Source organism: Rhizobium croatiense, from assembly GCF_019793465.1.
Lineage (GTDB): Bacteria > Pseudomonadota > Alphaproteobacteria > Rhizobiales > Rhizobiaceae > Rhizobium > Rhizobium croatiense.
Window position 1 is genome coordinate 74,799 of the sequence record NZ_JAILYJ010000002.1, and the last position, 23,209, is coordinate 98,007.

The 23,209-nt window shown below is 62.5% G+C and carries 18 protein-coding genes; 14 read left to right on the forward strand and 4 right to left on the reverse strand.

All coding sequences use genetic code 11. The annotated features are described in order from the left end of the window. Positions 1 to 138: 138 nt before the first annotated feature. From K6M89_RS03110 to rpmG, 9 genes are all read left to right on the forward strand, one after another. On the forward strand, positions 139 to 1,095 hold the full coding sequence (locus K6M89_RS03110; RefSeq protein WP_010032928.1) for an aspartate carbamoyltransferase catalytic subunit: 957 nt from the start codon (positions 139 to 141) through the stop codon (positions 1,093 to 1,095). Beyond that, the gene (locus K6M89_RS03115) at positions 1,092 to 2,381 is read left to right on the forward strand and encodes a dihydroorotase (protein WP_222138402.1); all 1,290 of its coding nucleotides are present in this window, start codon (positions 1,092 to 1,094) and stop codon (positions 2,379 to 2,381) included. Before K6M89_RS03110 ends, K6M89_RS03115 begins: the two co-directional genes overlap by 4 nt. A 46-nt stretch (positions 2,382 to 2,427) precedes the next feature. Then, the gene (plsY, locus tag K6M89_RS03120; protein ID WP_009993607.1) at positions 2,428 to 3,048 is read left to right on the forward strand and encodes a glycerol-3-phosphate 1-O-acyltransferase PlsY; all 621 of its coding nucleotides are present in this window, start codon (positions 2,428 to 2,430) and stop codon (positions 3,046 to 3,048) included. Then, positions 3,048 to 4,190, forward strand: coding sequence for a DNA-processing protein DprA (gene dprA, locus K6M89_RS03125; protein WP_222138403.1), 1,143 nt, complete (start codon positions 3,048 to 3,050; stop codon positions 4,188 to 4,190). The genes plsY and dprA overlap by 1 nt, the downstream gene beginning before the upstream one ends. Before the next feature lie 249 nt (positions 4,191 to 4,439). After that, a complete protein-coding gene (gene topA, locus K6M89_RS03130; RefSeq protein ID WP_222138404.1) occupies positions 4,440 to 7,094 on the forward strand; it encodes a type I DNA topoisomerase in 2,655 nt (884 codons plus the stop codon). A 1-nt stretch (position 7,095) separates the two neighbouring features. Then, entirely contained in the window at positions 7,096 to 9,468 is a 2,373-nt protein-coding gene (rnr, locus tag K6M89_RS03135) for a ribonuclease R (RefSeq protein WP_097581572.1), read from the forward strand. A 64-nt stretch (positions 9,469 to 9,532) separates the two neighbouring features. Continuing rightward, complete coding sequence (locus K6M89_RS03140; protein WP_222138405.1) at positions 9,533 to 9,985, forward strand: DUF983 domain-containing protein; 453 nt, start codon at positions 9,533 to 9,535, stop codon at positions 9,983 to 9,985. Between the two features lie 255 nt (positions 9,986 to 10,240). Continuing rightward, positions 10,241 to 11,425: an MFS transporter gene (locus K6M89_RS03145; RefSeq protein WP_097581573.1), complete on the forward strand. Its 1,185-nt coding sequence runs from the start codon at positions 10,241 to 10,243 to the stop codon at positions 11,423 to 11,425. Positions 11,426 to 11,518: 93 nt separating this feature from the next. Continuing rightward, on the forward strand, positions 11,519 to 11,686 hold the full coding sequence (gene rpmG / locus K6M89_RS03150) for a 50S ribosomal protein L33 (protein ID WP_003587245.1): 168 nt from the start codon (positions 11,519 to 11,521) through the stop codon (positions 11,684 to 11,686). Between the two features lie 750 nt (positions 11,687 to 12,436). Here rpmG and K6M89_RS03155 read toward each other — a convergent pair. Both K6M89_RS03155 and K6M89_RS03160 read right to left on the reverse strand, forming a co-directional pair. Further along, entirely contained in the window at positions 12,437 to 13,810 is a 1,374-nt protein-coding gene (locus K6M89_RS03155; RefSeq protein WP_222138406.1) for a PleD family two-component system response regulator, read from the reverse strand. A gap of 18 nt (positions 13,811 to 13,828) precedes the next feature. Further along, complete coding sequence (locus K6M89_RS03160; RefSeq protein WP_003547430.1) at positions 13,829 to 14,200, reverse strand: response regulator; 372 nt, start codon at positions 14,198 to 14,200, stop codon at positions 13,829 to 13,831. Between the two features lie 133 nt (positions 14,201 to 14,333). On the opposite strand from K6M89_RS03160, the gene K6M89_RS03165 reads away from it, so the two are divergent. Beyond that, positions 14,334 to 14,642: a DUF3572 domain-containing protein gene (locus tag K6M89_RS03165; protein WP_097581575.1), complete on the forward strand. Its 309-nt coding sequence runs from the start codon at positions 14,334 to 14,336 to the stop codon at positions 14,640 to 14,642. Between the two features lie 2 nt (positions 14,643 to 14,644). Next, entirely contained in the window at positions 14,645 to 15,313 is a 669-nt protein-coding gene (locus K6M89_RS03170) for a hypothetical protein (RefSeq protein ID WP_438826578.1), read from the forward strand. On the opposite strand, the gene K6M89_RS03175 is transcribed toward K6M89_RS03170, so the two are convergent. Beyond that, positions 15,288 to 15,875, reverse strand: a complete 588-nt coding sequence (locus tag K6M89_RS03175) for a GNAT family N-acetyltransferase (protein WP_222138407.1) — start codon at positions 15,873 to 15,875, stop codon at positions 15,288 to 15,290. The genes K6M89_RS03170 and K6M89_RS03175 overlap by 26 nt on opposite strands. Positions 15,876 to 15,950: 75 nt before the next feature. On the opposite strand from K6M89_RS03175, the gene K6M89_RS03180 reads away from it, so the two are divergent. Continuing rightward, positions 15,951 to 17,237 carry a DNA polymerase IV gene (locus tag K6M89_RS03180; protein ID WP_097581721.1) on the forward strand — a complete coding sequence of 429 codons (1,287 nt, stop codon included), beginning with the start codon at positions 15,951 to 15,953 and terminating at the stop codon, positions 17,235 to 17,237. A 92-nt stretch (positions 17,238 to 17,329) separates the two neighbouring features. Further along, positions 17,330 to 18,586: a L,D-transpeptidase family protein gene (locus tag K6M89_RS03185; protein WP_222138408.1), complete on the forward strand. Its 1,257-nt coding sequence runs from the start codon at positions 17,330 to 17,332 to the stop codon at positions 18,584 to 18,586. Between the two features lie 128 nt (positions 18,587 to 18,714). Here K6M89_RS03185 and dnaE read toward each other — a convergent pair whose 3' ends face one another. Beyond that, on the reverse strand, positions 18,715 to 22,212 hold the full coding sequence (gene dnaE, locus K6M89_RS03190; protein WP_222138409.1) for a DNA polymerase III subunit alpha: 3,498 nt from the start codon (positions 22,210 to 22,212) through the stop codon (positions 18,715 to 18,717). Between the two features lie 473 nt (positions 22,213 to 22,685). On the opposite strand from dnaE, the gene K6M89_RS03195 reads away from it, so the two are divergent. Continuing rightward, positions 22,686 to 23,150 carry a DUF5680 domain-containing protein gene (locus K6M89_RS03195; protein ID WP_222138410.1) on the forward strand — a complete coding sequence of 155 codons (465 nt, stop codon included), beginning with the start codon at positions 22,686 to 22,688 and terminating at the stop codon, positions 23,148 to 23,150. Positions 23,151 to 23,209: the final 59 nt, after the last annotated feature.

The following is a 23,209-nucleotide window of genomic DNA, read 5'->3' on the forward strand; positions in this document are numbered from 1 at the left end:
AGTTATGATTCGGTTCATTCTGCTCTATCGGAATTTCGGCGAAAATGCATGGGGACATAAGCCTTTGCCCACAGCGCATGCTTGCCCCGGCGGGCCGCACTCTTTATAGACCCGCCAGAGACAGCAAGAGGCAGGGTCATGGTCTTTTTCCCCCACCGCCACCTCATCGGCATCAAGGGCCTCACCGAGCAGGATATCACCTATCTTCTCGACAAGGCCGACGAAGCCGTCAAGATCAGCCGCCAAAGAGAGAAGAAGACGTCGACGCTGCGCGGGCTGACGCAGATCAACCTCTTCTTCGAGGCGTCGACGCGCACGCAGGCCTCTTTCGAACTTGCCGGCAAACGGCTCGGCGCCGACGTCATGAACATGTCGGTCGGCAATTCCTCGGTGAAGAAGGGCGAAACGCTAATCGATACGGCGATGACGCTGAATGCGATGCGCCCCGACGTTCTTGTGATCCGCCATTCGAGCGCCGGTGCGGCCGCCCTGCTCGCGCAGAAGGTCTCCTGCTCGGTCGTCAATGCCGGCGACGGCCAGCACGAACATCCGACCCAGGCGCTGCTCGACGCGCTGACGATCCGCCGCGCCAAAGGCAAGCTTTCGCGCATCATCGTGGCGATCTGCGGCGACGTGCTGCATTCGCGGGTGGCGCGTTCCAATATCCTGCTGCTCAATGCGATGGGCGCGCGCGTCCGCGTCGTCGCGCCGGCCACGCTCCTCCCCTCCGGCATCGCCGAGATGGGCGTCGAGGTCTTCCACTCGATGCAGGAAGGGCTGAAGGACGCCGACGTGGTGATGATGCTGCGGCTGCAGCGCGAGCGCATGTCGGGCGCCTTCGTGCCGTCGGTGCGTGAATATTATCACTTCTACGGACTCGACGCCGAAACGCTGAAGGCGGCGAAAGAGGATGCGCTGGTCATGCATCCGGGCCCGATGAACCGCGGCGTCGAGATCGCCTCCGAGGTCGCAGACGGTCCGCAGAGCGTGATCGCCGAACAGGTGGAAATGGGGGTCGCGGTGCGCATGGCCGTCATGGAGACGCTGCTCGTCTCGCAGAACCAGGGTCCCCGAACCGACGGAATGAAGGCATGAGCAACCCGATCGTCCTCAAGAACGTCCGCATCGTCGATCCCTCGCGCAATCTCGACGAAGTGGGCACGATCATCGCAAAAAACGGCGTCATCATTGCCTCCGGCAGCGCAGCGCGGAACCAGGGCACGCCGGACGGCGCCGTCGTGCGCGACTGCACCGGCCTCGTCGCGACGCCGGGCCTCGTCGATGCGCGCGTCCATATCGGCGAACCCGGCGGCGAACACCGCGAGACGATCGCCTCGGCAAGCCGGGCGGCGGCGGCCGGCGGCGTCACCTCGATCATCATGATGCCGGACACCGATCCCGTCATCGACGACATCGCGCTCGTCGAATTCGTCAAGAAGACGGCCCGCGATACGGCCGCCGTCAAGGTCTATCCGGCCGCCGCCATCACCAAGCATCTTGCCGGCGAGGAGATGACCGAGATCGGCCTGTTGATGCAGGCGGGCGCCGTCGCCTTTACCGATGCCCATTCCAGCGTTCACGATACGCAGGTGCTGCGCCGGATCATGACCTATGCACGTGAATTCGGCGCCGTCGTCAGCTGTGAAACGCGCGACAAATATCTCGGCGCCAACGGCGTCATGCATGAGGGGCTTTTCGCCAGCTGGCTCGGGCTCTCCGGCATTCCGAGAGAAGCCGAGCTCATTCCGCTCGAACGCGATCTCAGGATCGCTGAGCTGACGCGGGGACGTTATCACGCCGCGATGATTTCGGTGCCGCAATCGGTTGAGGCGATCGAGCTTGCCCGCAGCCGCGGCGCCAAGGTGACCTCGGGCATCTCGATCAACAATCTGGCACTCAACGAGAACGATATCGGCGAATACCGCACCTTCTTCAAGCTCTATCCGCCGCTGCGCCCGGAGGACGACCGGGTCGCCATGGTCGACGCGCTGGCGCGCGGCGCCATCGACATCATCGTCTCCTCGCATGACCCGCAGGACGTCGATACGAAGCGCCTGCCCTTCGGCGAGGCGGCGGACGGCGCGGTCGGCCTTGAAACCATGCTGGCGGCGGCCCTCAGGCTTCACCACGGCGGCCAGGTCAGCCTGATGCGCCTGATCGACGCCATGTCCACTCGCCCAGCTGAGATTTTCGGCCTGGATGCCGGCACGCTGAAGCCGGGTGCTGCCGCCGATATCACGCTGATCGATCTCGATGAGCCTTGGCTTGTCGCCAAAGACATGCTTCTCTCCCGCTCGAAGAACACGCCGTTCGAGGATGCGCGCTTCAGCGGGCGGGCGGTCGCGACATACGTCTCGGGAAAGCTTGTCCACGCGCTTTAGGGACCGGCTGGACTGAGGACAGGCCATCGGAGGGCCGAGGGGGCATATGTTATCCAATCTCATGTCATGGCAGATCACGCTGCCGATCGCGCTTGCCGCCGCCGTCATCGGCTATCTCCTCGGCTCCATTCCTTTCGGTCTGATCCTCACGCGTGCGGCCGGCCTCGGCGATGTGCGCAGCATCGGCTCCGGCAATATCGGCGCGACCAATGTGCTGAGAACCGGAAACCGGAAGCTTGCCGCGGCGACGCTCTTGCTCGACGCGCTGAAGGCATCGGCGGCAGCCTGGATCGTCGGCTATTTCCTCGGTGAAGAGGCCGCGATCATCGCCGGCTTCTTCGCCTTCATCGGCCATCTCTTCCCCGTCTGGATCGGCTTCAAGGGCGGCAAGGGCGTCGCCACCTATATCGGCACCCTTCTCGGCGTCGCACCGATCATGGTCGTGCTATTCGCCGCCGTCTGGCTGGCGGTCGCCGTCACCACCCGCTATTCCTCGCTGTCGGCGCTCGTCGCCATGCTCGTCATTCCGGTCGCCCTGTTGATCCTTGGCAATGAAAAGGTTGCGGCGGTCATGGCGATCATGACTGTCATCTCCTACTGGAAGCATAGGGCCAATATCTCCCGGCTGATGGGCGGGACGGAAAACAAGATCGGGGCGAAGGGATAATGGACGCGCCGAGCGCGGGATCAAAAGGTACGGTGCTGAGCGAACGGCAGAGAATTGCCTGGCTGCGCCTCATCCGTTCGGACAATGTTGGGCCTGCGACCTTTCGCGACTTGATCAATCATTTCGGTTCGGCCGAAGCGGCACTCGCGGCGCTGCCGGAGCTTTCGGCGCGCGGCGGCGCGACGCGGGCAATCCGCATCGCCAGCGAAGCCGAGGCGCATCGGGAACTGGAGGCGGCGCATCGTTTCGGCGCCCGCTTCGTCGGCATCGGCGAGCCGGACTATCCGCAGGCGCTGAAACAGATCGACGGCGCGCCGCCGCTTCTTGCCGTCAAGGGCGCGCTTGCCGCCGCCAAGCGGCCGGCCGTCGGCATTGTCGGCTCGCGCAACGCCTCGATCGCCGGCGCCAAATTCGCGGCAATGGTGGCGCGCGACTGCGGCCGGGCGGGTTACACCGTGGTTTCCGGCCTGGCGCGCGGCATCGACACGGCAGCGCACCGGGCAAGCCTCGAGACGGGCACGATCGCAGCGCTTGCCGGCGGCCTCGACAAGCCCTACCCGCCGGAGAATCACGGCCTCATCGAGGAAATAGCCGTCGGCAACGGCTTGGCGGTCAGCGAAATGCCCTTCGGCTGGGAGCCCCGCGCCCGCGATTTTCCGCGCCGGAACCGGCTGATAGCCGGCATCGCGCTCGGTCTCGTGGTCGTCGAAGCGGCGACGCGCTCGGGCTCACTGATCACCGCACGCCTTGCCGGCGAGTTCGGCCGCCTGGTGTTTGCCGTGCCCGGCTCGCCGCTCGATCCGCGCTGTCATGGCACCAACGGCCTGCTGAAGGACGGCGCTTCGATCGTTACCGAACCTGCCGATGTTATCGAGGCCCTGGCGCCGCTGGCGCAGCTCGAGCTGTTCCCCTCGTCGAGGGCGGAGGAGCCGGCAGGCGAGAGCAAGCCAATAACGATGCCGCCAGGCGATTCAGACCGGATGCGCATCATCGATGCGCTCGGGCCGACGCCGGTCGAGATCGACGACGTCATCCGCCACACCGGCCTTCCGGCATCCGCCGTCTATCTCATTCTTCTGGAACTCGACATATCAGGCCGGTTGCATCGGCATCAGGGCGGCCTCGTTTCGCTTTCCGACTGAGCATTGCGCGATATAAGAGAGCCGCCTCGGGAGTTGCAGGAGCCGCGTGTCGAATTCAACAGGCGCGCCATCTGAAATTGTATTCAACACACGATCTTCCCTCGATTGCACCGTACGCAAGAAGTAAAATTGTAGCAAACCCCTTGACCGCAGCGATTTCCCTGTCCATGTCGGAGGGCCAGTATCCAAGTTGCGCTGCGTGTTGCGCTGGCTTCCACGCCGGCGCGGAGTCTTTTTTAGAGAATCATCATGAATGTTGTAGTGGTGGAATCGCCTGCCAAGGCCAAGACGATCAATAAGTATCTGGGTTCGGGATACAAAGTGCTCGCCTCCTTCGGCCATGTGCGCGATCTGCCTGCCAAGGATGGCTCGGTCCTCCCCGATCAGGATTTCGAAATGCTCTGGGAGGTCGATGGGGCCTCGGCCAAGCGGATGAAGGATATTGCCGACGCGGTGAAATCCTCCGACGGGCTGTTTCTGGCGACCGACCCGGATCGCGAAGGCGAAGCGATTTCCTGGCACGTCCTCGACATGCTGAACAAGAAGCGGGTGCTGAACGGCAAGTCGGTCAAGCGCGTCGTCTTCAACGCGATCACCAAGAAGGCGGTGCTCGACGCGATGGCCGACCCGCGCGACATCGACGTGCCGCTGGTCGATGCTTATCTGGCGCGCCGTGCGCTCGACTATCTCGTCGGCTTCAATCTTTCGCCGGTGCTATGGCGCAAGCTGCCCGGCGCGCGTTCGGCCGGACGCGTCCAGTCGGTGGCGCTTCGTCTGGTCTGTGACCGTGAATCCGAGATCGAGCGCTTCATTTCGGAAGAATATTGGAATCTCTCCGCGCTTCTGAAGACGCCGCGCGGCGACGAGTTCGAGGCAAGACTGGTTTCGGCGAACGGCAAACGGCTGCCGCCGCGCGCCATCGGCAACGGCGAGGATGCCGGCCGCCTGAAGGCATTGCTCGAAGGCGCGAGCTATATCGTCGACACGGTCGAGGCGAAGCCGGTCAGGCGCAACCCGGGACCTCCGTTTACGACCTCGACACTGCAACAGGCCGCCTCCTCCAATCTCGGCTTCTCCGCCTCGCGCACCATGCAGATCGCCCAGAAGCTCTATGAAGGCGTCGATATCGGCGGCGAGACGGTCGGTCTCATCACCTATATGCGAACCGACGGCGTGCAGATGGCGCCCGAGGCGATCGATGCCGCCCGGAGCGCCATCCTCGACCAGTTCGGCGAACGCTACCTGCCTGAGAAAGCGCGCTTCTATTCGACCAAGGCGAAAAACGCCCAGGAGGCGCACGAGGCGATCCGTCCGACCGATTTCTACCGCTCGCCCGATCGTCTGCGCAAATTTCTCGACGCCGACCAGATCAGGCTCTACGAGCTGATCTGGAAGCGCGGCATCGCCAGCCAGATGGCGTCGGCCGAGATCGAGCGCACGACGGCTGAAATCACCGCCGACAACAAGGGCGAGAAGGCCGGCCTGCGCGCCGTCGGCTCGGTCATCCGCTTCGACGGCTTCATCGCCGCCTATACCGACCAGAAGGAGGACGGCGAGCAGAGCGACGATGGCGACGAGGATGGCCGCCTGCCGGAGATCAATGCGCGCGAGACGCTCGCCAAGCAGAAGATCAATTCGACGCAGCATTTCACCGAACCGCCGCCGCGTTATTCGGAAGCCTCGCTGATCAAGAAGATGGAAGAGCTCGGCATCGGTCGGCCCTCCACCTATGCGGCGACGCTGGCGACGCTGCGCGACCGCGACTATGTGACGATCGACAAGCGCAAGCTGATCCCGCAGGCCAAGGGCCGGCTGGTGACCGCCTTCCTCGAGAGCTTCTTCACCAAATATGTCGAATATGACTTCACGGCCGACCTCGAGGAAAAGCTCGACCGGATTTCGGCCGGCGAGTTGAACTGGAAGCAGGTGCTGCGCGATTTCTGGAAGGATTTCTTCGCGCAGATCGAGGACACCAAGGAATTGCGCGTCACCAACGTGCTCGATTCGCTGAACGAGGCGCTGGCGCCGCTGGTCTTCCCGAAGCGCGAAGATGGCAGCGACCCCAGGATCTGCCAAGTCTGCGGCACAGGCAACCTGTCGCTGAAGCTCGGCAAATACGGCGCCTTCGTCGGCTGCTCGAACTATCCGGAATGCAACTACACCCGTCAGCTCTCCTCCGAAAACGGCGGAGAAGCGGAAGGGGTCGCCCTCAACGAACCGAAGAACCTCGGCACCGATCCGACGACCGGCGAAGAACTGACGCTACGCTCGGGCCGCTTCGGCCCCTATATCCAGCGCGGCGACGGCAAGGAGGCCAAGCGCGCGTCGCTGCCGAAAGGCTGGAAGCCGGAGGATATCGATTATGAAAAGGCGATGGCGCTGATTTCGCTGCCGCGCGATATCGGCAAACATCCCGAAACCGGCAAGATGATTTCATCGGGAATCGGCCGCTACGGGCCGTTCCTTCTGCATGACGGGTCCTACGCCAATCTGGAAACCGTCGAGGACGTGTTCTCGGTCGGCCTCAACCGCGCCGTGACCGTCATCGCTGAAAAGGCGAACAAGGCGCCGGGCCGCGGTGCCCGCGGCACGCCGGCGGCGCTGAAGACGCTCGGCGATCATCCCGACGGCGGCGCCATCACCGTTCGCGACGGCAAATACGGCCCCTATGTCAACTGGGGCAAGGTCAACGCGACCCTGCCGAAGGGCAAGGATCCGCAGGCAATCACCGTCGAGGAAGCGCTGGCGCTGATCACTGAAAAGGCCGGCAAGGCACCCGCCGGAAAGCCGGCAAGGGCGAAAGCCAAGCCGAAGGCGGCTGCAGCCGAGGCCAAGACCAGCAAGACGGCCGCCAAGCCGAAGGCAACGAAGGCGAAAGCGCCGGCGAAATCGAAAAAGGGCTGAGGTGAGCAGGATACCGCGCGACAGAACGAACCCTGCGGGCAAGCGCCCGGGCAAGATCGGCCGCACGGGCAAGGATGCTCCCGCCGTCGAGCCGCTGAACATTGTCCACGGCGCGCTGCCCTCGCGCGAGGTGATCCTGCGCTTCATCGCCGATCATCCGCAGAAGGCCTCGAAGCGTGAACTCGCCAAGGCTTTCGGGCTGAAGGGCGACAGCCGCGTCGAGCTCAAGCAGCTGCTGCAGGAGCTCGAACAGGAAGGCATGCTGCAGAAGAGCCGCAAGTCGCTCATCCGTCCCGGCGCCCTTCCGCCCGTCACCGTTCTCGATATCACCACGCGCGACAAGGACGGCGACCTCATCGGCCGGCCGGCGGAATGGCCGGAGGAGCAGGGTGTCGCGCCTGCCGTCGCCATTCGCCAGCAATCGCCGGCAGGCCGCCAGGGCAAGGGCAAGGCGCCCGTCGCCGGCCTCGGCGACCGTATCCTGGCAAAGATCTTCCCGGCCGTCGATCGCGGCGGGCCGGCCTATACGGCGCGGATCATCAAGGTGATCGACAGGCGCCGCGGCGCCTCGATGGGGGTCTTCCGCACCGCGCCCGGCGGCGGCGGCCGGCTGCTGCCGATCGAGCGGCGCGGCGAGGAGATGGTGATCGATCCCGATTTCACCGGCGGTGCGGCGGACGGCGACCTGGTCGAGATCGAAATCGCCCGGCTCGGCCGCTTCGGCCTGCCGCGCGCCAAGGTTCTCTCCGTCGTCGGCTCCGTCGGCTCGGAAAAGGCGATCTCGATGATCGCCATCCATGCCCATGGCATCCCGCATGTCTTTCCCCCCGCCGTCATGGCCGAGGCGGAAGCGGCAAAACCTGCGACGATGTCGCATCGTGAGGACTGGCGCGACGTGCCGCTGATCACCATCGATCCGGCCGACGCCAAGGATCATGACGACGCCGTCTATGCCGAGCTCGACCCCTCCCCCGACAATCCCGGCGGCGTCATCGTCACCGTCGCGATCGCCGACGTCTCCTGGTATGTCCGGCCCAATTCGCCGCTCGACCGCGAGGCGCTGAAGCGCGGCAACTCGGTCTATTTCCCGGATCGGGTCGTGCCGATGCTGCCGGAGCGCATCTCGAACGATCTCTGCTCGCTGAAGGAAGGCGTCGATCGTCCCGCGCTTGCCGTGCGCATGAGCTTCTCCGGCGAAGGCCGCAAAATCGGCCATACGTTTCATCGCATCATGATGAAGAGCGCCGCCAAGCTTTCCTACCAGCAGGCGCAGGCGGCGATCGACGGCAATCCCGACGACAAGACCGGACCGATGCTCGAGCCAATCCTGAAGCCGCTCTGGCACGCCTATGAAGTGATGAAACGCGGACGCGACCGGCGTCAGCCGCTGGAACTCGACATGCCGGAACGCAAGATCCTGCTGAAGCCCGACGGCACGGTCGATCGTGTCTTCGTGCCGCCGCGGCTCGACGCACACAAGCTGATCGAAGAGATGATGATCCAGGCGAACGTCGCCGCCGCCGAGACGCTGGAAAAGAAGCGCCAGGCCCTGGTCTACCGTATCCATGACGGCCCGACGCTGGCCAAGCAGGAAGTCCTGCGCGAGTTCCTGGCGACCCTCGGCATCTCGCTCGCCAAAGGCGGCAATGTGCGCGCCAACAGCTTCAACGGCATTCTGGCGAAGGCGGAGGGCACGGCGCACCAGACCATGGTCAACGAGATGGTGCTGCGCTCGCAGAGCCAGGCGATCTACAGCCCCGAGAATATCGGCCATTTCGGCCTTAACCTGATGAAGTACGCCCACTTTACCTCACCGATTCGCCGTTACGCCGATCTCATCGTGCATCGCGCGCTCGTCGGCTCGCTCGGCTTCGGCGAGGGCGGCATCACGCCGGACGAAGAAGCCGCTCTCGACGATATCGCCGCGGAGATTTCGACCTTCGAGCGCCGGGCGATGGCGGCCGAGCGCGAGACCATCGACCGGCTGATTGCCCATCACTTGAGCACCCGGGTCGGCGAGGAATTTGCCGGCCGTGTCTCGGGGGTAACGAAATCCGGGCTTTTCATCGCTCTGCCGGACTATGGCGCCGATGGTTTCGTCCCTATATCGACGCTCGGCAGCGACTATTTCATCTATGACGAGGCGCATCAGGCGCTCTCGGGTGAACGCACGGGGCTCGGCTATCGGCTCGGCGACAGCGTTACCGTCAAGCTTGCCGAGGCGATCCCGCTTGCGGGCGCGTTGCGTTTCGAAATGCTGAGCGAGGGGCGCGAGATGCCGACGGCGGTGCGCTCCTTCCATAAGGCCGGCCGCCGCGACAGAGGCGAGGTCCGCAAGAAACCCGGCACGAGGCCGCCGCGCGGACGGCGTTAATGCATCTCACGGCATCGAGCCTGATTCAGGAGCCCTACGCTTTCGGGCTGAAAAGGAACATGCGATGGGCACACAGACCGATCCGACGGTCCGCTACGGGGGCACGCCCGAGATCGAACGGCCGCTCCGGCGCTCGATCCTGCGCGGGCTGATGAACCGCTGTCCGGCCTGCGGCGACGGCAAGCTCTTTCGCGCTTTCCTGAAACCGGTCGATCACTGCGCTGCCTGCGGCGAGGCGATGCATCATCACCGCGCGGACGACCTGCCGCCCTATATCGTCATCCTCGTCCTCGGCCATGTCCTCGTCGGTGGTTACATGTTGACCGACATGACTTTCGTTCTGCCGGTATGGGTTCATCTCGCCATCTGGGCGCCGATCACCGTCGTCACCGCGCTTGCCTCGATCCAGCCGATCAAAGGCGGCGTCATTGGCCTGCAGTGGGCGCTGCGCATGCACGGTTTCGGTGGGGAGAGCGATGACCACGATGATAACGACCTTCCCCGGCGGCCGGATTGAATGCCTTCACCTTCCAGACATATTTAACGTGTAGTGGCTGCCCTCCACCGACCACTACCGAACGCGGGCGTCGTCGGTCCTCAACGACTTGACATGGTAAGCTTTTCTTGTCTGAACAGGCTTTACATTCCGCAGGCGGTCACTCACATCGGAAATACTGCGAAACGCTGATCGTCACCGGGATTTGGCACGTCCGTGTCTTTCTATGCGAAGCGACCGGCCGATTCGCTCGCGAAGCTTTCTAAGGATGGATAAATGTCTCAGCCGAGAAACGGCACACCGGGCGATCTCGAAGAAATCCATTGGCCTTCTCTGGTGGCAGCCATCTCGTCGATATCAGCCGTCGGCATCGCAATCGGTCTCGGACTTCCGCTGCTCAGCATCATCCTCGAAAAACGAGGGATCTCATCGACCCTGATCGGGCTCAATACCGCGATGGCCGGCATTGCGGCGATGGCCGCCGCGCCCGTTACCACCAAGCTCGCTCATATATACGGTGTTGCGCCGACAATGCTCTGGGCTGTAGTGATTTCAGCGCTGAGCGCGCTCGGTTTCTACTATGCCCAGGATTTCTGGATGTGGTTTCCGCTGCGTTTCGCCTTCCACGGCGCAACGACGACGCTGTTCATCCTCTCCGAATTCTGGATCAACGCCGCCTCGCCGCCGTCCAAGCGCGGATTCGTTCTCGGCATTTATGCGACCGTGCTTTCGCTGGGCTTTGCCGCCGGACCGCTGCTGTTTTCGTTGCTCGGCAGCGACGGCATCTTCCCCTTCCTGGTCGGCGCCGGCGCCATCCTGCTTGCCGCCATTCCGATCTTCATCGCCCGCTACGAAAGCCCGGTGCTCGAGGAAAAGCCGGAGCTGCATTTCATGCGCTACGTGTTCCTGGTTCCGACGGCGACGGCGGCCGTTTTCATTTTCGGCGCCGTCGAAGCCGGCGGGCTGTCGCTTTTCCCGATCTTTGCCGTGCGCGCCCATTTTACCGAATCGCAGGCAGCACTTCTGCTGACCATGATGGGCGTCGGCAACGTCATCTTTCAGATCCCGCTCGGCCTGCTCTCGGACCGCATCCCCGACAAGCGGCCGCTTCTCGCCGGCATGGCGCTGATGGGCTTCATCGGCTCGATGATGCTGCCGTTGCTGGTCGACAACTGGCTGCTGATGGCCGGGCTCCTGCTTTTCTGGGGCGGCTGCGTCTCCGGCCTCTATACGGTCGGCCTCAGCCATCTCGGCTCGCGTCTGACCGGTTCCGACCTTGCGGCGGCCAATGCCGCCTTCGTCTTCTGTTATGCGATGGGGACCGTGGCCGGGCCGCAGGCGATCGGCGCAGCGATCGATGTCGCCGGAAATAACGGTTTTGCCTGGGCGATTGCCGCCTTCTTCGGCTTTTACGCCATGCTTTCCGGCATCAGATTGATGTTCATTCGAAAACGGACTTGACTTTTCGGGCGGGATTCGTAGTTTCGCGCCAGAATTTGCCGTGGAGCCCCATCCGGCTTCCACGGCTTTCATTTTCTTAAAGGCAGGACGACCATGGCCAAGGCTACAACAATCAAGATCAAGCTGCTGTCGACAGCCGACACCGGTTTCTTCTACGTCACGACGAAGAACAGCCGTACGATGACGGACAAGATGACGAAGACGAAGTATGACCCGATTGCTAAGAAGCATGTCGAGTTCAAGGAAACCAAGATCAAGTAATCACTTGGCCTGGCGGATTTCAAAAAAGCGCGCGCCTTCGGGTTGCGCGTTTTTTATTGTCCAGAACGATCGCGTTTGAGAGATGATAGCGCAAACAAGAAACGCCGCCCTTCCATCTTCGGGAAGTGACGGCGTTTTCCTGAAAGGGGGTCGGCCAGCATGCAAAACGGCACGAGGAACCGTTATGACTTGCCTACTAGCCGACCGACCCCACGACCCAGGAGATGCGGCGGACCTGAGCATCATGGGGTATCGGACAGCTCCACCATGGGAGCGCTTCTCTTATGAAGCCGATAATTTGCGCAGAAATGAAAGAAAATCAACAAATTCTTAATGATGAATTTTCTCAGCTTGATTCTATGGTTAAAAGTCCAGTTTTGGCACACACAAAGATTTGACGCCTCTGCTTGCCTCCGAAGCCTAGTGCCGAACGCCTAGAAGAAATTCGACAATATAACTTAATAACTTAAGCCGCCCCTCCCCTTACGTGAGGTGACGCAGCCGCACTCTATTTGACCCTCTTGTCAGCAGACATTCTTTTATAGTCCCCATTTCATTCCGAGCGCCGCCCGGCATTCCAGAAACTGTCGCACGCCGCCGTTATCCACAGCAACGCCTGGAGTCCATTTTTGGGCTATGAAGTCGCAAAATTTTCGGCCTGCGCCGCGTGGGCGAAGCTTAAAAATCGGTAATAATTCGCTTACGGCAGTGGAAAACCCGCAAATGGCCGTAAAGCGTGCGGGTGATTCGTCAGGCAGCCGCGGCAACCACACGATTGCGGCCGGTATTCTTGGCCTCGTAAAGAGCAAGATCGGCCTGCTTCATCAGCTGGTCCGGGGTCAGCACCGAGCCAATCCGCGAGGCGATGCCGAAAGAAGCGGTGACGTTCAGCGCTTCTCCGGAGTGCTTCAGCATGAAAGGGGCGCTCTCGACCGCAGCGCGCAAGCGCTCGGCGACAGCGGCGGCCACTTCCGGGGATGTGTCCGGCATGGCAACGACGAACTCTTCCCCGCCGTAGCGGCAGGCAAGATCGGCGCCGCGGATGGTCGAACGGACGCGATTTGCGAATTCGCGCAGGACTTCGTCGCCGCCGTCATGGCCGTAAGTGTCGTTCACCTGCTTGAAACGGTCGATATCGGTGATCAGCACCGAAATCGAACGGCCCCGCGCCATCGAGCGGTTGAAGAGCACACTCAGGTGATTGTCGAGATAGCGCCTGTTGTAAAGTCCGGTCAGGGGGTCGGTCACGGCAAGCTCGATCGTCTGCTTGACGCTGGCGCGCAGACGGTCGTTGTAGCGCTTGCGACGAATCTGCGTCAGGCTGCGGGCGACCAGCTCGTTCGGATCGACGGGACGGACGATGTAATCGTTGACGCCGAGATCGAGGGCGCGCACGACCATCTCGTCAGCCCCCTGCTCGGTGATGATCAGGATCGGCAGGAAGCGTGTGCGCTCCAGCGATCGCAATTGCGAGCAGAGGCGAAGCGGATCGTAATCGTCGAAATTGGCGTTGACGATGACGAGGTCGAAGACGTTCTCGGCTGCTTCGAAAAGAGCTGCCTGCGGATCGGAGAGGGCGAGCACATCGGCGACGGGCTTCAGCGCCCTGACGATGCGTTCCTGCGAATTGGCGCGGCCATCGACCAACAGCACCTGGCCGGCCTCGTCGGCGCGGCCCTCGCCTGCCCGCATGAGATCACCCATGCCCATCGTATGGGCGGTGTCGGCGCGGATGCGCAGCTCATCGCTCAGCGTTTTCAGCCGCAGCAGGCTCTTTACCCGCGAGATCAGCTGCAAATCATTGACCGGTTTGGTGAGGAAATCGTCGGCGCCGGCCTTCAGGCCGCGCACGCGATCGGCCGGCTGGTCGAGTGCGGTGACCATGACGACGGGGATATGGGCGGTCTTCTGGCTGGCCTTCAGCCGCTCGCAGACCTCGAAACCATCGATGCCGGGCATCATGATGTCCAGCAGGATCAGATCGACCTGATTGCGCTCGCAGATTGCCAGCGCCTCGTGGCCGTCGGCGGCGGTCATCACGTCGAAATACTCCGCGAGCAGCCGCGCTTCAAGCAGCTTCACGTTGGCCGGAATATCGTCAACCACCAGTATTCGCGCAGTCATAAGCGTCTTTCCGATGCGTCAGGCATCGCCCAGATAGGTCTTGATCGTCTCGATGAATTTCGGAACCGAGATCGGCTTGGAAACATAGGCCTCGCAGCCGCCCTGGCGGATCCGCTCCTCGTCGCCCTTCATCGCGAAAGCCGTGACGGCGATGACGGGAATCACGTGCAGCTCGTCATCCTCCTTCAGCCATTTGGTGACTTCCAGGCCGGAGACCTCGGGAAGCTGGATATCCATGAGGATGAGGTCGGGGCGATGCTTGCGCGCCAGATCGAGCGCCTCCATGCCGTTGCGCGTCTGGATCGTGGTATAGCCGGACGCCTCGATGAGGTCGCGAAAGAGCTTCATGTTGAGCTCGTTATCTTCTACAATCATCACCTGTTTGGGCATGACAAGCTGTCCCTACGTCCGTTCGCGCAGCGGTTCGTCCCATGAGAAAGGCACATGCGGATGAAGAGCTCCGTGAAACCGATAGCGCACGCTAGCGGTATTTGGTTGAAGAAAAGGTAACTTACCCCTCGAAATGCAAAGCAACTTCAAGACTTCGAAACAACTGGCGGCCGATCCGCACGAGACGGCGATCGCCGTGCTCGGCTGGCTTGCCGCCGATCCCGACATGTTCGGCCGCTTTCTCGCGCTCACCGGCGTGGCACCCAGCCAGGTGCGCGGCGCCGTCAACGATCCCGGCTTCCTCGCCGGCATGATGGATTTCCTGATGAACCACGAACCGACGGCGATGGCCTTCTGTGCGGCGAGCGGCCTCAGCCCGGAGACGGTGACCGCCGCCTGGCGGCATTTCTCCTCGCCGGGTCTCGATTCCGGGGAATACTGAGCGTGACCGATCTCGATATTTCGCATATCCGCCTCGGCGAGCGGCCGCTGATCGTCTGTGACGTCGATGATGTGGTGCTGCAGTTCATCGATCCGTTCCAGCTTTTTCTTCAAAGCCTGGGTCATGCGTTCCTGCCGCGATCGTTCCGGCTGCACGGCAACATCGTCTCGACCGCGGATGGTGCGGAGGTTGAGGGCAACCAGGTCAGCCGGCTGATCGAAGAGTTTTTCGAAGCGCAGGAACTGTGGCAGACGCCGGTCGACCACGTCGTCGACACGCTCGGCCGGCTTTCCCAGGCGGCCGATATCCTTTTCCTGACGGCGATGCCGCCACGGTTCCAGGATCAGCGCCGCCGCCTGCTGGACAGCGCCGGGCTGGTCTTTCCGCTGCTTGCCAGCGAGCAGCCCAAGGGGCCGATCGTCCACGCGCTGCATGCCAGCCGCTCCTTTCCCATCGTTTTCATCGATGATATGGCGCACAATCTGCATTCCGTCAGGGAACACGTGGCCGATTGCCTGCTCATTCATCTGATGCCGGATTCACCGGTCCATCGTTTCGCGCCGCCTGCGGCCGACGACATTACCCGCGCCATCGACTGGGCGCATGCCGCTGAGCTGATCGAGGCGCATTTCCTTTCCGCCACGTTCAGTCGCGCAATTCCAGCCGCATGAGCGGCCGTCCGTCCTTGCGCCTTGCCACAGTCTCGAAGCCGGCCGCATCAAAGATCGCCGTCGAACCGATGCAGAGCGTCACGGATTTCGACTGCTTCACGTGGTCGATCGGACAGGCTTCGAGCCGCCGCGCGCCCTGGCGTCTGGCGTGATCGATCGCGCCGGCGAGTAGCCGATGGCTCATTCCCTTGCCGCGCAGCCTGGACAGCAGGAAGAAGCAGCTGACGGCCCAGATCGACGGGTCATGCGCATCGCCCTCTTCCAGCGGCCGCGAAACGGTGCGCGGCGAGTTGAACTGAGGCACGTCGTGGCGTGGCCCGACCTGCACCCAGGCGACCGGCTCGCCACCGTCATAACAGAGGATACCCGGCGGCGGCCCTGCCTCGATCCGCTCCTGCATATGCGCCTTGCGCTCGTCGGCCGCCATTTTCGTCCTCACCGCATGCGGCAGACGCAGCGCCACGCACCAGCAATTGTAGAAAGCGCCCTGCGGCCCGAACAGAGTTTCGAAGTCGCCCCAGCGTTCCGCCGTCACCGGCTCGAAACGAAGATCGTTATCCAAAGGCAAAGCTCCCCCTGCTCTTGAGACTCGTCAGCTTAAGGCGTAGTGTCGCAACGTTCAACCTTTGTTCTCACCATGACGCCCGCGCCTGACAAGACACCCGGCTTCTGTCGCGACTGCCTTGCCGAGCAGAAGCGTGAGGCGCGCCGTTGCACATCCTGCGGCAGTCCGCGTCTGGTGCGCCATCGCGAGCTCTATGCACTGACGCTGGCACATATCGATTGCGATGCCTTCTACGCGGCTGTCGAGAAGCGCGACAATCCTGAGCTTGCCGACAAGCCCGTCATCATCGGCGGCGGCAAACGCGGCGTCGTCTCCACCGCCTGCTATATCGCCCGTATCCACGGCGTGCGCTCGGCGATGCCGATGTTCAAGGCGCTGGAGGCGTGCCCTCAGGCCGTCGTCATTCGTCCTGACATGGAGAAATATGTTCGGGTCGGGCGCCAGGTGCGGGCGCTGATGCAGGATCTGACGCCGCTGGTGCAGCCGCTGTCGATCGACGAGGCCTTTCTGGAGCTTGGCGGCACCGAACGATTGCATCACGACCCGCCGGCGCGCACGCTCGCCAAATTCGCCCGGCGCATCGAAAGGGAGATTGGCATTACCGTCTCGGTCGGGCTTTCCTATTGCAAATTCCTCGCCAAGGTCGCCTCCGACCTGCAGAAGCCACGCGGCTTTTCCGTCATCGGCCGCGAGGACGCGGTCGAATTCCTGGCACCGCGGCCCGTCACCACGATCTGGGGTGTCGGCAAGGCCCTTGCCGCGACGCTGGAAGCGGATGGCATCCGCACCATCAGCCAGTTGCAGCAGATGGAGGAGAACGACCTGATGCGCCGCTACGGCAGCATCGGCCAGCGGCTCGCCCGCCTGTCGCGCGGCATCGACGACCGCGAGGTGCATCTCAACGATGCCGCCAAGAGCGTCTCGGCCGAGACGACCTTCTTCGACGACATCTCGCGCTACGACGACCTGGTGCCGATCCTGCGCAATCTTTCCGAAAAGGTCTCCTGGCGTCTGAAGAAAGGCGACATCGCCGGCCACACCGTCGTGCTGAAGATGAAGAGCGCCGACTTCAAGACGCGCACCCGCAACCGTAAGCTCGAGGACCCGACACAGCTGGCCGACAGGATCTTCCGGACCGGGCTCGAGCTGCTCGAAAAGGAGACGGACGGCACGAAATTCCGCCTGATCGGCATCGGCGTCACCGACCTCGGCGATGCTGCCCGCGCCGATCCGCCCGATCTCATCGACCGGCAATCGGGCCGGCGGGCGGCCGCCGAAGCGGCGATGGACAAGCTGCGCGACAAGTTCGGCAAGAACACGGTCGAGACCGGCTACACCTTCGGGAAGCGCGATCACTAATGCGCGAGCCGGCCAACTGGCTCAGCCTATAAAATCTTCTTTAAACTTCGTCCCATAATGTGCCGGACCAGTATTGCGTATGGTTGGGTATCATGGTCTCGCGTTTCGTCTTCGGCCTCGGCTTGCTGTCGGCCACCGCACTCGTGCACCCTGCTTTTGCCGCGGATGTGCACACGCTGCAGATCTTCGTTTCGAAGGACAAGCAGTCGCTTGCGGTCTATGACGGCACCGAGGTCGTCGCGACCTCGAAGGTCTCGACCGGCAAGGACGGCCACACGACGCCGAGCGGCATCTTCTCGGTGCTCGAAAAGCGGAAATACCACGAATCCAATCTCTATTCGGCCGCCCCGATGCCCTTCATGCAAAGGCTGACCTGGTCTGGCATCGCGCTGCATGAATCCAATTCCGTGCCGCGCTATCCGGCCTCGCACGGCTGCGTGCGCATGCCCGGGGCCTTTGCGAAAATGCTCTATGGGATGACCGAGGCCGGCATTCCCGTCATCATCAGCGACGGCGAACTGGCGCCGCAGCCGATCGACCATCCGACGCTTTTCCATCCCGATGCGCCGACGGCGATGCCGCTGCTTTCGGATGTCGAATTGCGGCCCTCCATGCCCGACAGCCCGCAAAAGCCGGTGCAGGTGGCGATGAACGATACCGCCGCTATGCCGATGCCGATGGTGCAGCCGCTTGCAACGCATGAAGCCGAGCCGCCAACCGAGCCGATCAGCATGCTCATCACGCGCCGGACGCTGCGCGAGACGGTGATCGACATTCAGACCCTTCTCAATCAGCTCGGTTTTTCGGCCGGCGATCGGGACGGCTTGCTCGGCCCGGCGACCGTTGAGGCGATCGCGGCCTTCAAGACGCTGCGTCCGGCGGAATTTGCCGGCGACAGGAGCCTGATCTCCGACAGGCTGCTAAAAGCCGTCTATGCCGCGGCCGGCAAGGGCGAGCCAGCGAACGGCGTCATCATGGTGCGAAGGGCGTTCAAGCCGGTCTTCGAGGCGCCGGTGACGATCGCCGATCCGGGGCTGGCGCTCGGCACGCATTTCTTCACCCTGCAGGCAGTGGATGAAAAGGCCGGCACGGCGGACTGGCTCGGCATCACGCTCGAAAACAAACTCTCCCGCGAAACGATGAAGCGGCTCGGGATCAGCAATCAGGAAAGCTCGATCGTCACCGGCAAGCCGATCGCCCGTTCGCTGAGCCGGGTTTCCATCCCCGACGAGACCCGCCACAAGATCGACGCGCTGATCGCGCCCGGCTCGACGCTGACGATCTCCGATACCGGCCTCGGCCGGGAGACCGGCGAAGGCACGAATTTCATTACCATCACCCGCGGCTGACGTCCCTCACCCCGGGGCGAGGTGCATCACCCTGGGTAAGGTGCATTACCCTAGGCGATCCACTTCGCCGCTGGCGATCCACTTCGCCGCTGGCGACCCACTTCGCCCCCGGGCGATCCGCTTCGCGATCACACAAGCTCGACGTCGACGACGCCGGGGGCAGCGCGAAGAGCCGCGGCGATCTCGGGGGTGATGCGGTATTTCTCCGGCAGCGCCACTTCGACCTCGCGCTTGCCCTCTTCCTTGATGACGATGAAGGAAACCAGGCCGTCGCCCTTGGCATTCAAATGGCCGGCAACCATTTTCAGCGGTCCGGAATCGCGGACATAGACGCGCAGCGCCTTCTGCATCTGCAGCGACTTCTCCTCCAGCGACTGGATCGTCTGGATGCGCAGGCCGATGCCCTCCGGCCGCTCCTCGCCCGTCGCGGTCAGCACGAAGGATTTTCCCGACTCTAGCATGTCGCGATACTGGTTCAGCATTTCCGAAAACAGCACCGCTTCGAACTGACCCGAAGAATCGGAGAAGACGATGATGCCCATCTTGTTGCCGGTGCGGGTCTTGCGCTCCTGCTTGGAGATGACGGTGCCGGCAAGGCGCGCATTGGACGCGCCCTGTTTGATCGCTGCGGAAAATTCGGCAAAGGTCTGTACCCGCATCTTCTGCAGGATATTGCTGTAGGAATCGAGCGGGTGGGCGGTCAGATAGAAGCCCAGTACCTGGAATTCCTTGAGCAGCCGCTCCGAAGCAAGCCAGGGCGAAAACGGCGGCAGGGCAATCTTCTCAGGCCCCGAGGTCAGCGTGCTGCCGAAAATATCCGACTGGCCGCTCAGCCTATTCTCCTGGGCACGCTGGGCGTAACCAAGGATACGGTCGAGGCCGGCCGAAAGCTGGGCGCGATCCATACCGAAACAATCGAAGGCACCGGCAAAGATCAGGCTTTCGAGCACACGGCGGTTGACCTGGCGCGGATCGATGCGCAGGCAGAAATCCTCGATGCCGGCAAAGGGCTTGTCGCCACGCATCTCGACGATATGGTCGACGGCGGATTCGCCGACGCCCTTGAGGGCGGCCAGCGCATAATAGATGCGGTTGTCGCCGGTTTCGAAATGGCGGAAGGAAGTCTGCACCGACGGGGCGATCACCTCGATGCCAAGGCGCTTGGCGTCCTGGCGGAAGTCGTTGATCTTTTCGGTGTTGGACATGTCGAGCGTCATCGAGGCGGCGAGGAATTCGACCGGATAATGCGCCTTCATATAGGCCGTCTGGTAGGAGACGATGGCATAGGCGGCGGCATGCGACTTGTTGAAGCCGTAATTGGCGAACTTCGCCAGCAGTTCGAAGATATTGTCGGCTTGCGGCTTCGAGACGCCGTTCTTGACGGCGCCATCGACGAAGCGTTCGCGCTGCTGGTCCATCTCGGCCTTGATCTTCTTACCCATGGCGCGGCGCAAAAGATCGGCTTCTCCGAGCGAATAACCGGACAGAACCTGGGCGATCTGCATCACCTGTTCCTGATAGACGATGACCCCTTGGGTTTCCTTGAGCAGGTGGTCGATCATCGGATGGATCGATTCCAGCTCTTCGTCGCCGTGCTTGCGGGCGTTGTAGGTCGGGATGTTCTCCATCGGGCCCGGACGATAAAGCGCCACCAGCGCGATGATGTCCTCGATGCAGTCCGGCCTCATGCCGATCAGCGCCTTGCGCATGCCGGCACTTTCCACCTGGAACACGCCGACCGTCTCGCCGCGTGACAGCATCTCGTAGGTCTTCTTGTCGTCCAAGGGAATGGCCGCAAGGTCGACACTGATGCCGCGCTTGGCGACGAAATCGACGGCGACCTTCAGGACGGTCAGTGTCTTCAGGCCGAGGAAGTCGAATTTGACCAGACCCGCCTGCTCAACCCATTTCATGTTGAACTGGGTGACCGGCATGTCGGAGCGCGGATCGCGATACATCGGCACCAGCTTGGACAGCGGCCGGTCGCCGATGACGATACCGGCGGCATGGGTCGAGGCATGGCGGTAAAGCCCCTCGATCTTCTGAGCGATATCGAGCAGGCGCGCGACCACCGGCTCCTTCGCCGCCTCCTCCTGCAGCTTCGGCTCCTCCTCGATCGCCTTGGAGAGCGGCGTCGGGTTGGCCGGATTGTTCGGCACAAGTTTGCAGATCTTATCGACCTGGCCGTAGGGCATTTCCAGCACGCGGCCGACGTCGCGGAGTGCTGCGCGCGCCTGCAGCGAACCGAAGGTGATGATCTGGGCCACCTGTTCGCGGCCGTACTTGGCCTGGACGTATCGGATCACCTCTTCGCGGCGGTCCTGGCAGAAGTCGATGTCGAAGTCCGGCATCGACACGCGTTCCGGATTGAGGAAGCGTTCGAACAGCAGCGAAAACCGCAAGGGATCGACGTCGGTGATCGTCAGCGCGTAGGCGACCAGCGAACCGGCGCCCGAACCGCGGCCAGGCCCAACCGGAATGTCATGCTGCTTGGCCCATTTGATGAAGTCGGCAACGATCAGGAAGTAGCCGGGAAAGCGCATGCGCTCGATGACGCTGAGCTCGAATTCCAGCCGCTCGCGATAATCCTTTTCCTCATAACCCGGCGACATGCCGAGGGTCGAAAGCCGCATGTCCAGCCCTTCGACCGCCTGGCGGCGCAATTCGCCCGCCTCGGCGCGTTCGGCCTCCTCGGCGTCGTCGGTCGCACCCGTGAAACGCGGCAGGATCGGTTTGCGCGTCTTCAATACGAAGGAGCAGCGCTTGGCGATTTCGATCGTGTTCTCCAGCGCTTCCGGCAAATCGGCAAAGAGCTTGGCCATTTCGGCGCGGCTCTTCAGGTAGTGATCCGGCGTCAGGCGAAAGCGGCTGTCGTCGGAAACGATGGCATTATGGGCAACCGCCATCAGCGCATCATGGGCGTCGTAATCATCGCGTGTCGGAAAGAAGGCCTCGTTGGTCGCGACCAGCGGCAGATCGTGGGCATAGGCGAGCCCGACGATCTTCTGCTCGTGCCGCTTGTCGTAGGTGCCATGCCGGTGCAGCTCGACATAGAGCCTGTCGCCGAAGAGACGCTTCAGCACGAGCAGCCGCGCTTCGGCCTGGGCGGGATGGCCCTCCCTGATCGCCCCATCGACCGGCCCCGTCAGGGCGCCGGTCAAGGCGATCAGCCCTTCCGTGCCCGCCTCCTCCAGCCAGGAGGATCGGACATGGACGGCCTGATTGGATTCACCGCCGAGATAGGCGCGGCTGATGAGGTCGACCAGCCTTTCGTAACCGGCCTCCGTCGCTGCGAGAAGAGCGATCGACGGCAGCTTGACCAATGCCTGCTGGCCGCCGCGTTTTTCGGTCTCCAGCCCGTCTTCCATGTCGATCGAGACCTGGCAGCCGATGATCGGCTGCAGCCCGTCGTCCATTGCCTTCTGCGAGAATTCGAGGGCGACGAACAGATTGTTGGTGTCGGTAATGGCGATGGCCGGCTGATTGTCTCCGGCCGCCGTGTAGAGAATCTTCTTCAGCGGCAGCGCGCCCTCGAGAAGCGAATAGGCGGAATGGACTCTCAGGTGAATGAAGCCCGGCGTGTCGCCGATCGCCTCACCCGTCGAAGCCCTTACTATATCCGCCATGACATGCCTTCCCAATCACCGAATGAATCAGACGCATTGTCGGCATGGAGGGCAATGATGTCCAGAAGAAGTCCCGCGTTCGAACCGCATGATGACCATGCAGTCCCCTGAAAACTTTAGATCGCGATGACGATGAGCGAGAAGCTGGCAACGAACATTGCGATGGAGGTGAATGCTGCGATATCACGGATCATGTCAGTCATCTGGCTCTCCTTTACTCGTTATGTTTTCAATTTGTTCGATCTATGTTCTGATGTCAACAGGAATCTTTTCCTTCCTGCTTGCGTTTCGAAAACACCCCGCGATGCAACGATTCGGCGACGAACTCGAAATGCCGAGCCGCGGCCTCGCCAGCCCCGGTGCCGCAAAGAACGTGGACACATCCCGCCGACGACAAAGGCTCCCCGCATTTGTTCTATTTATGTTCTGCGCATCCTGCTATATCCCAACTGACGAGTCAGGAGGAGGACCCTATGCCGGAGACAGCGATGCTGAACGAATTCGTCGTCGAAGCCAAAGCTGCCAGCTATGTCGGCGGCGGCGTGCCGCGCCCGCCCTGCCGGCAGGGGTCTCACGATATCGGCTACGAGCGCGGCGACTGGCGCTATCTCGACAGCTATTTCGGCGGCACCGACTTCGCCGGACAGGAGGTGGTGTGGTTTGCCGACGAGCCGATCTGGGCGATGAATTATTTCGGCTGGGTCATTGCGCCCGATCTCATCGATCCCAGCGCAGCGGGAACAGTGATCAAGGCGGCGCTTTCTGCCCTGTACCGGCAGGGCCGCTTTCTCGGCGGAATGGAATTCGACCATCCCCTCGGCCGCTATGTCGATCGCAGCGAGGGTGGCTGTGAGCGGTTCAGCGGTCATGAAAGCATCATGGTCGAAGGGCGTAAGGCTTACGCGCTCGACTATCGCGGCGGACTCATCATCCCCTGACGGAGCCGGAGGCGGGTCGATTCGCACCTGCCGCCAGACGCGTCAGCTCTTCGTCTTTA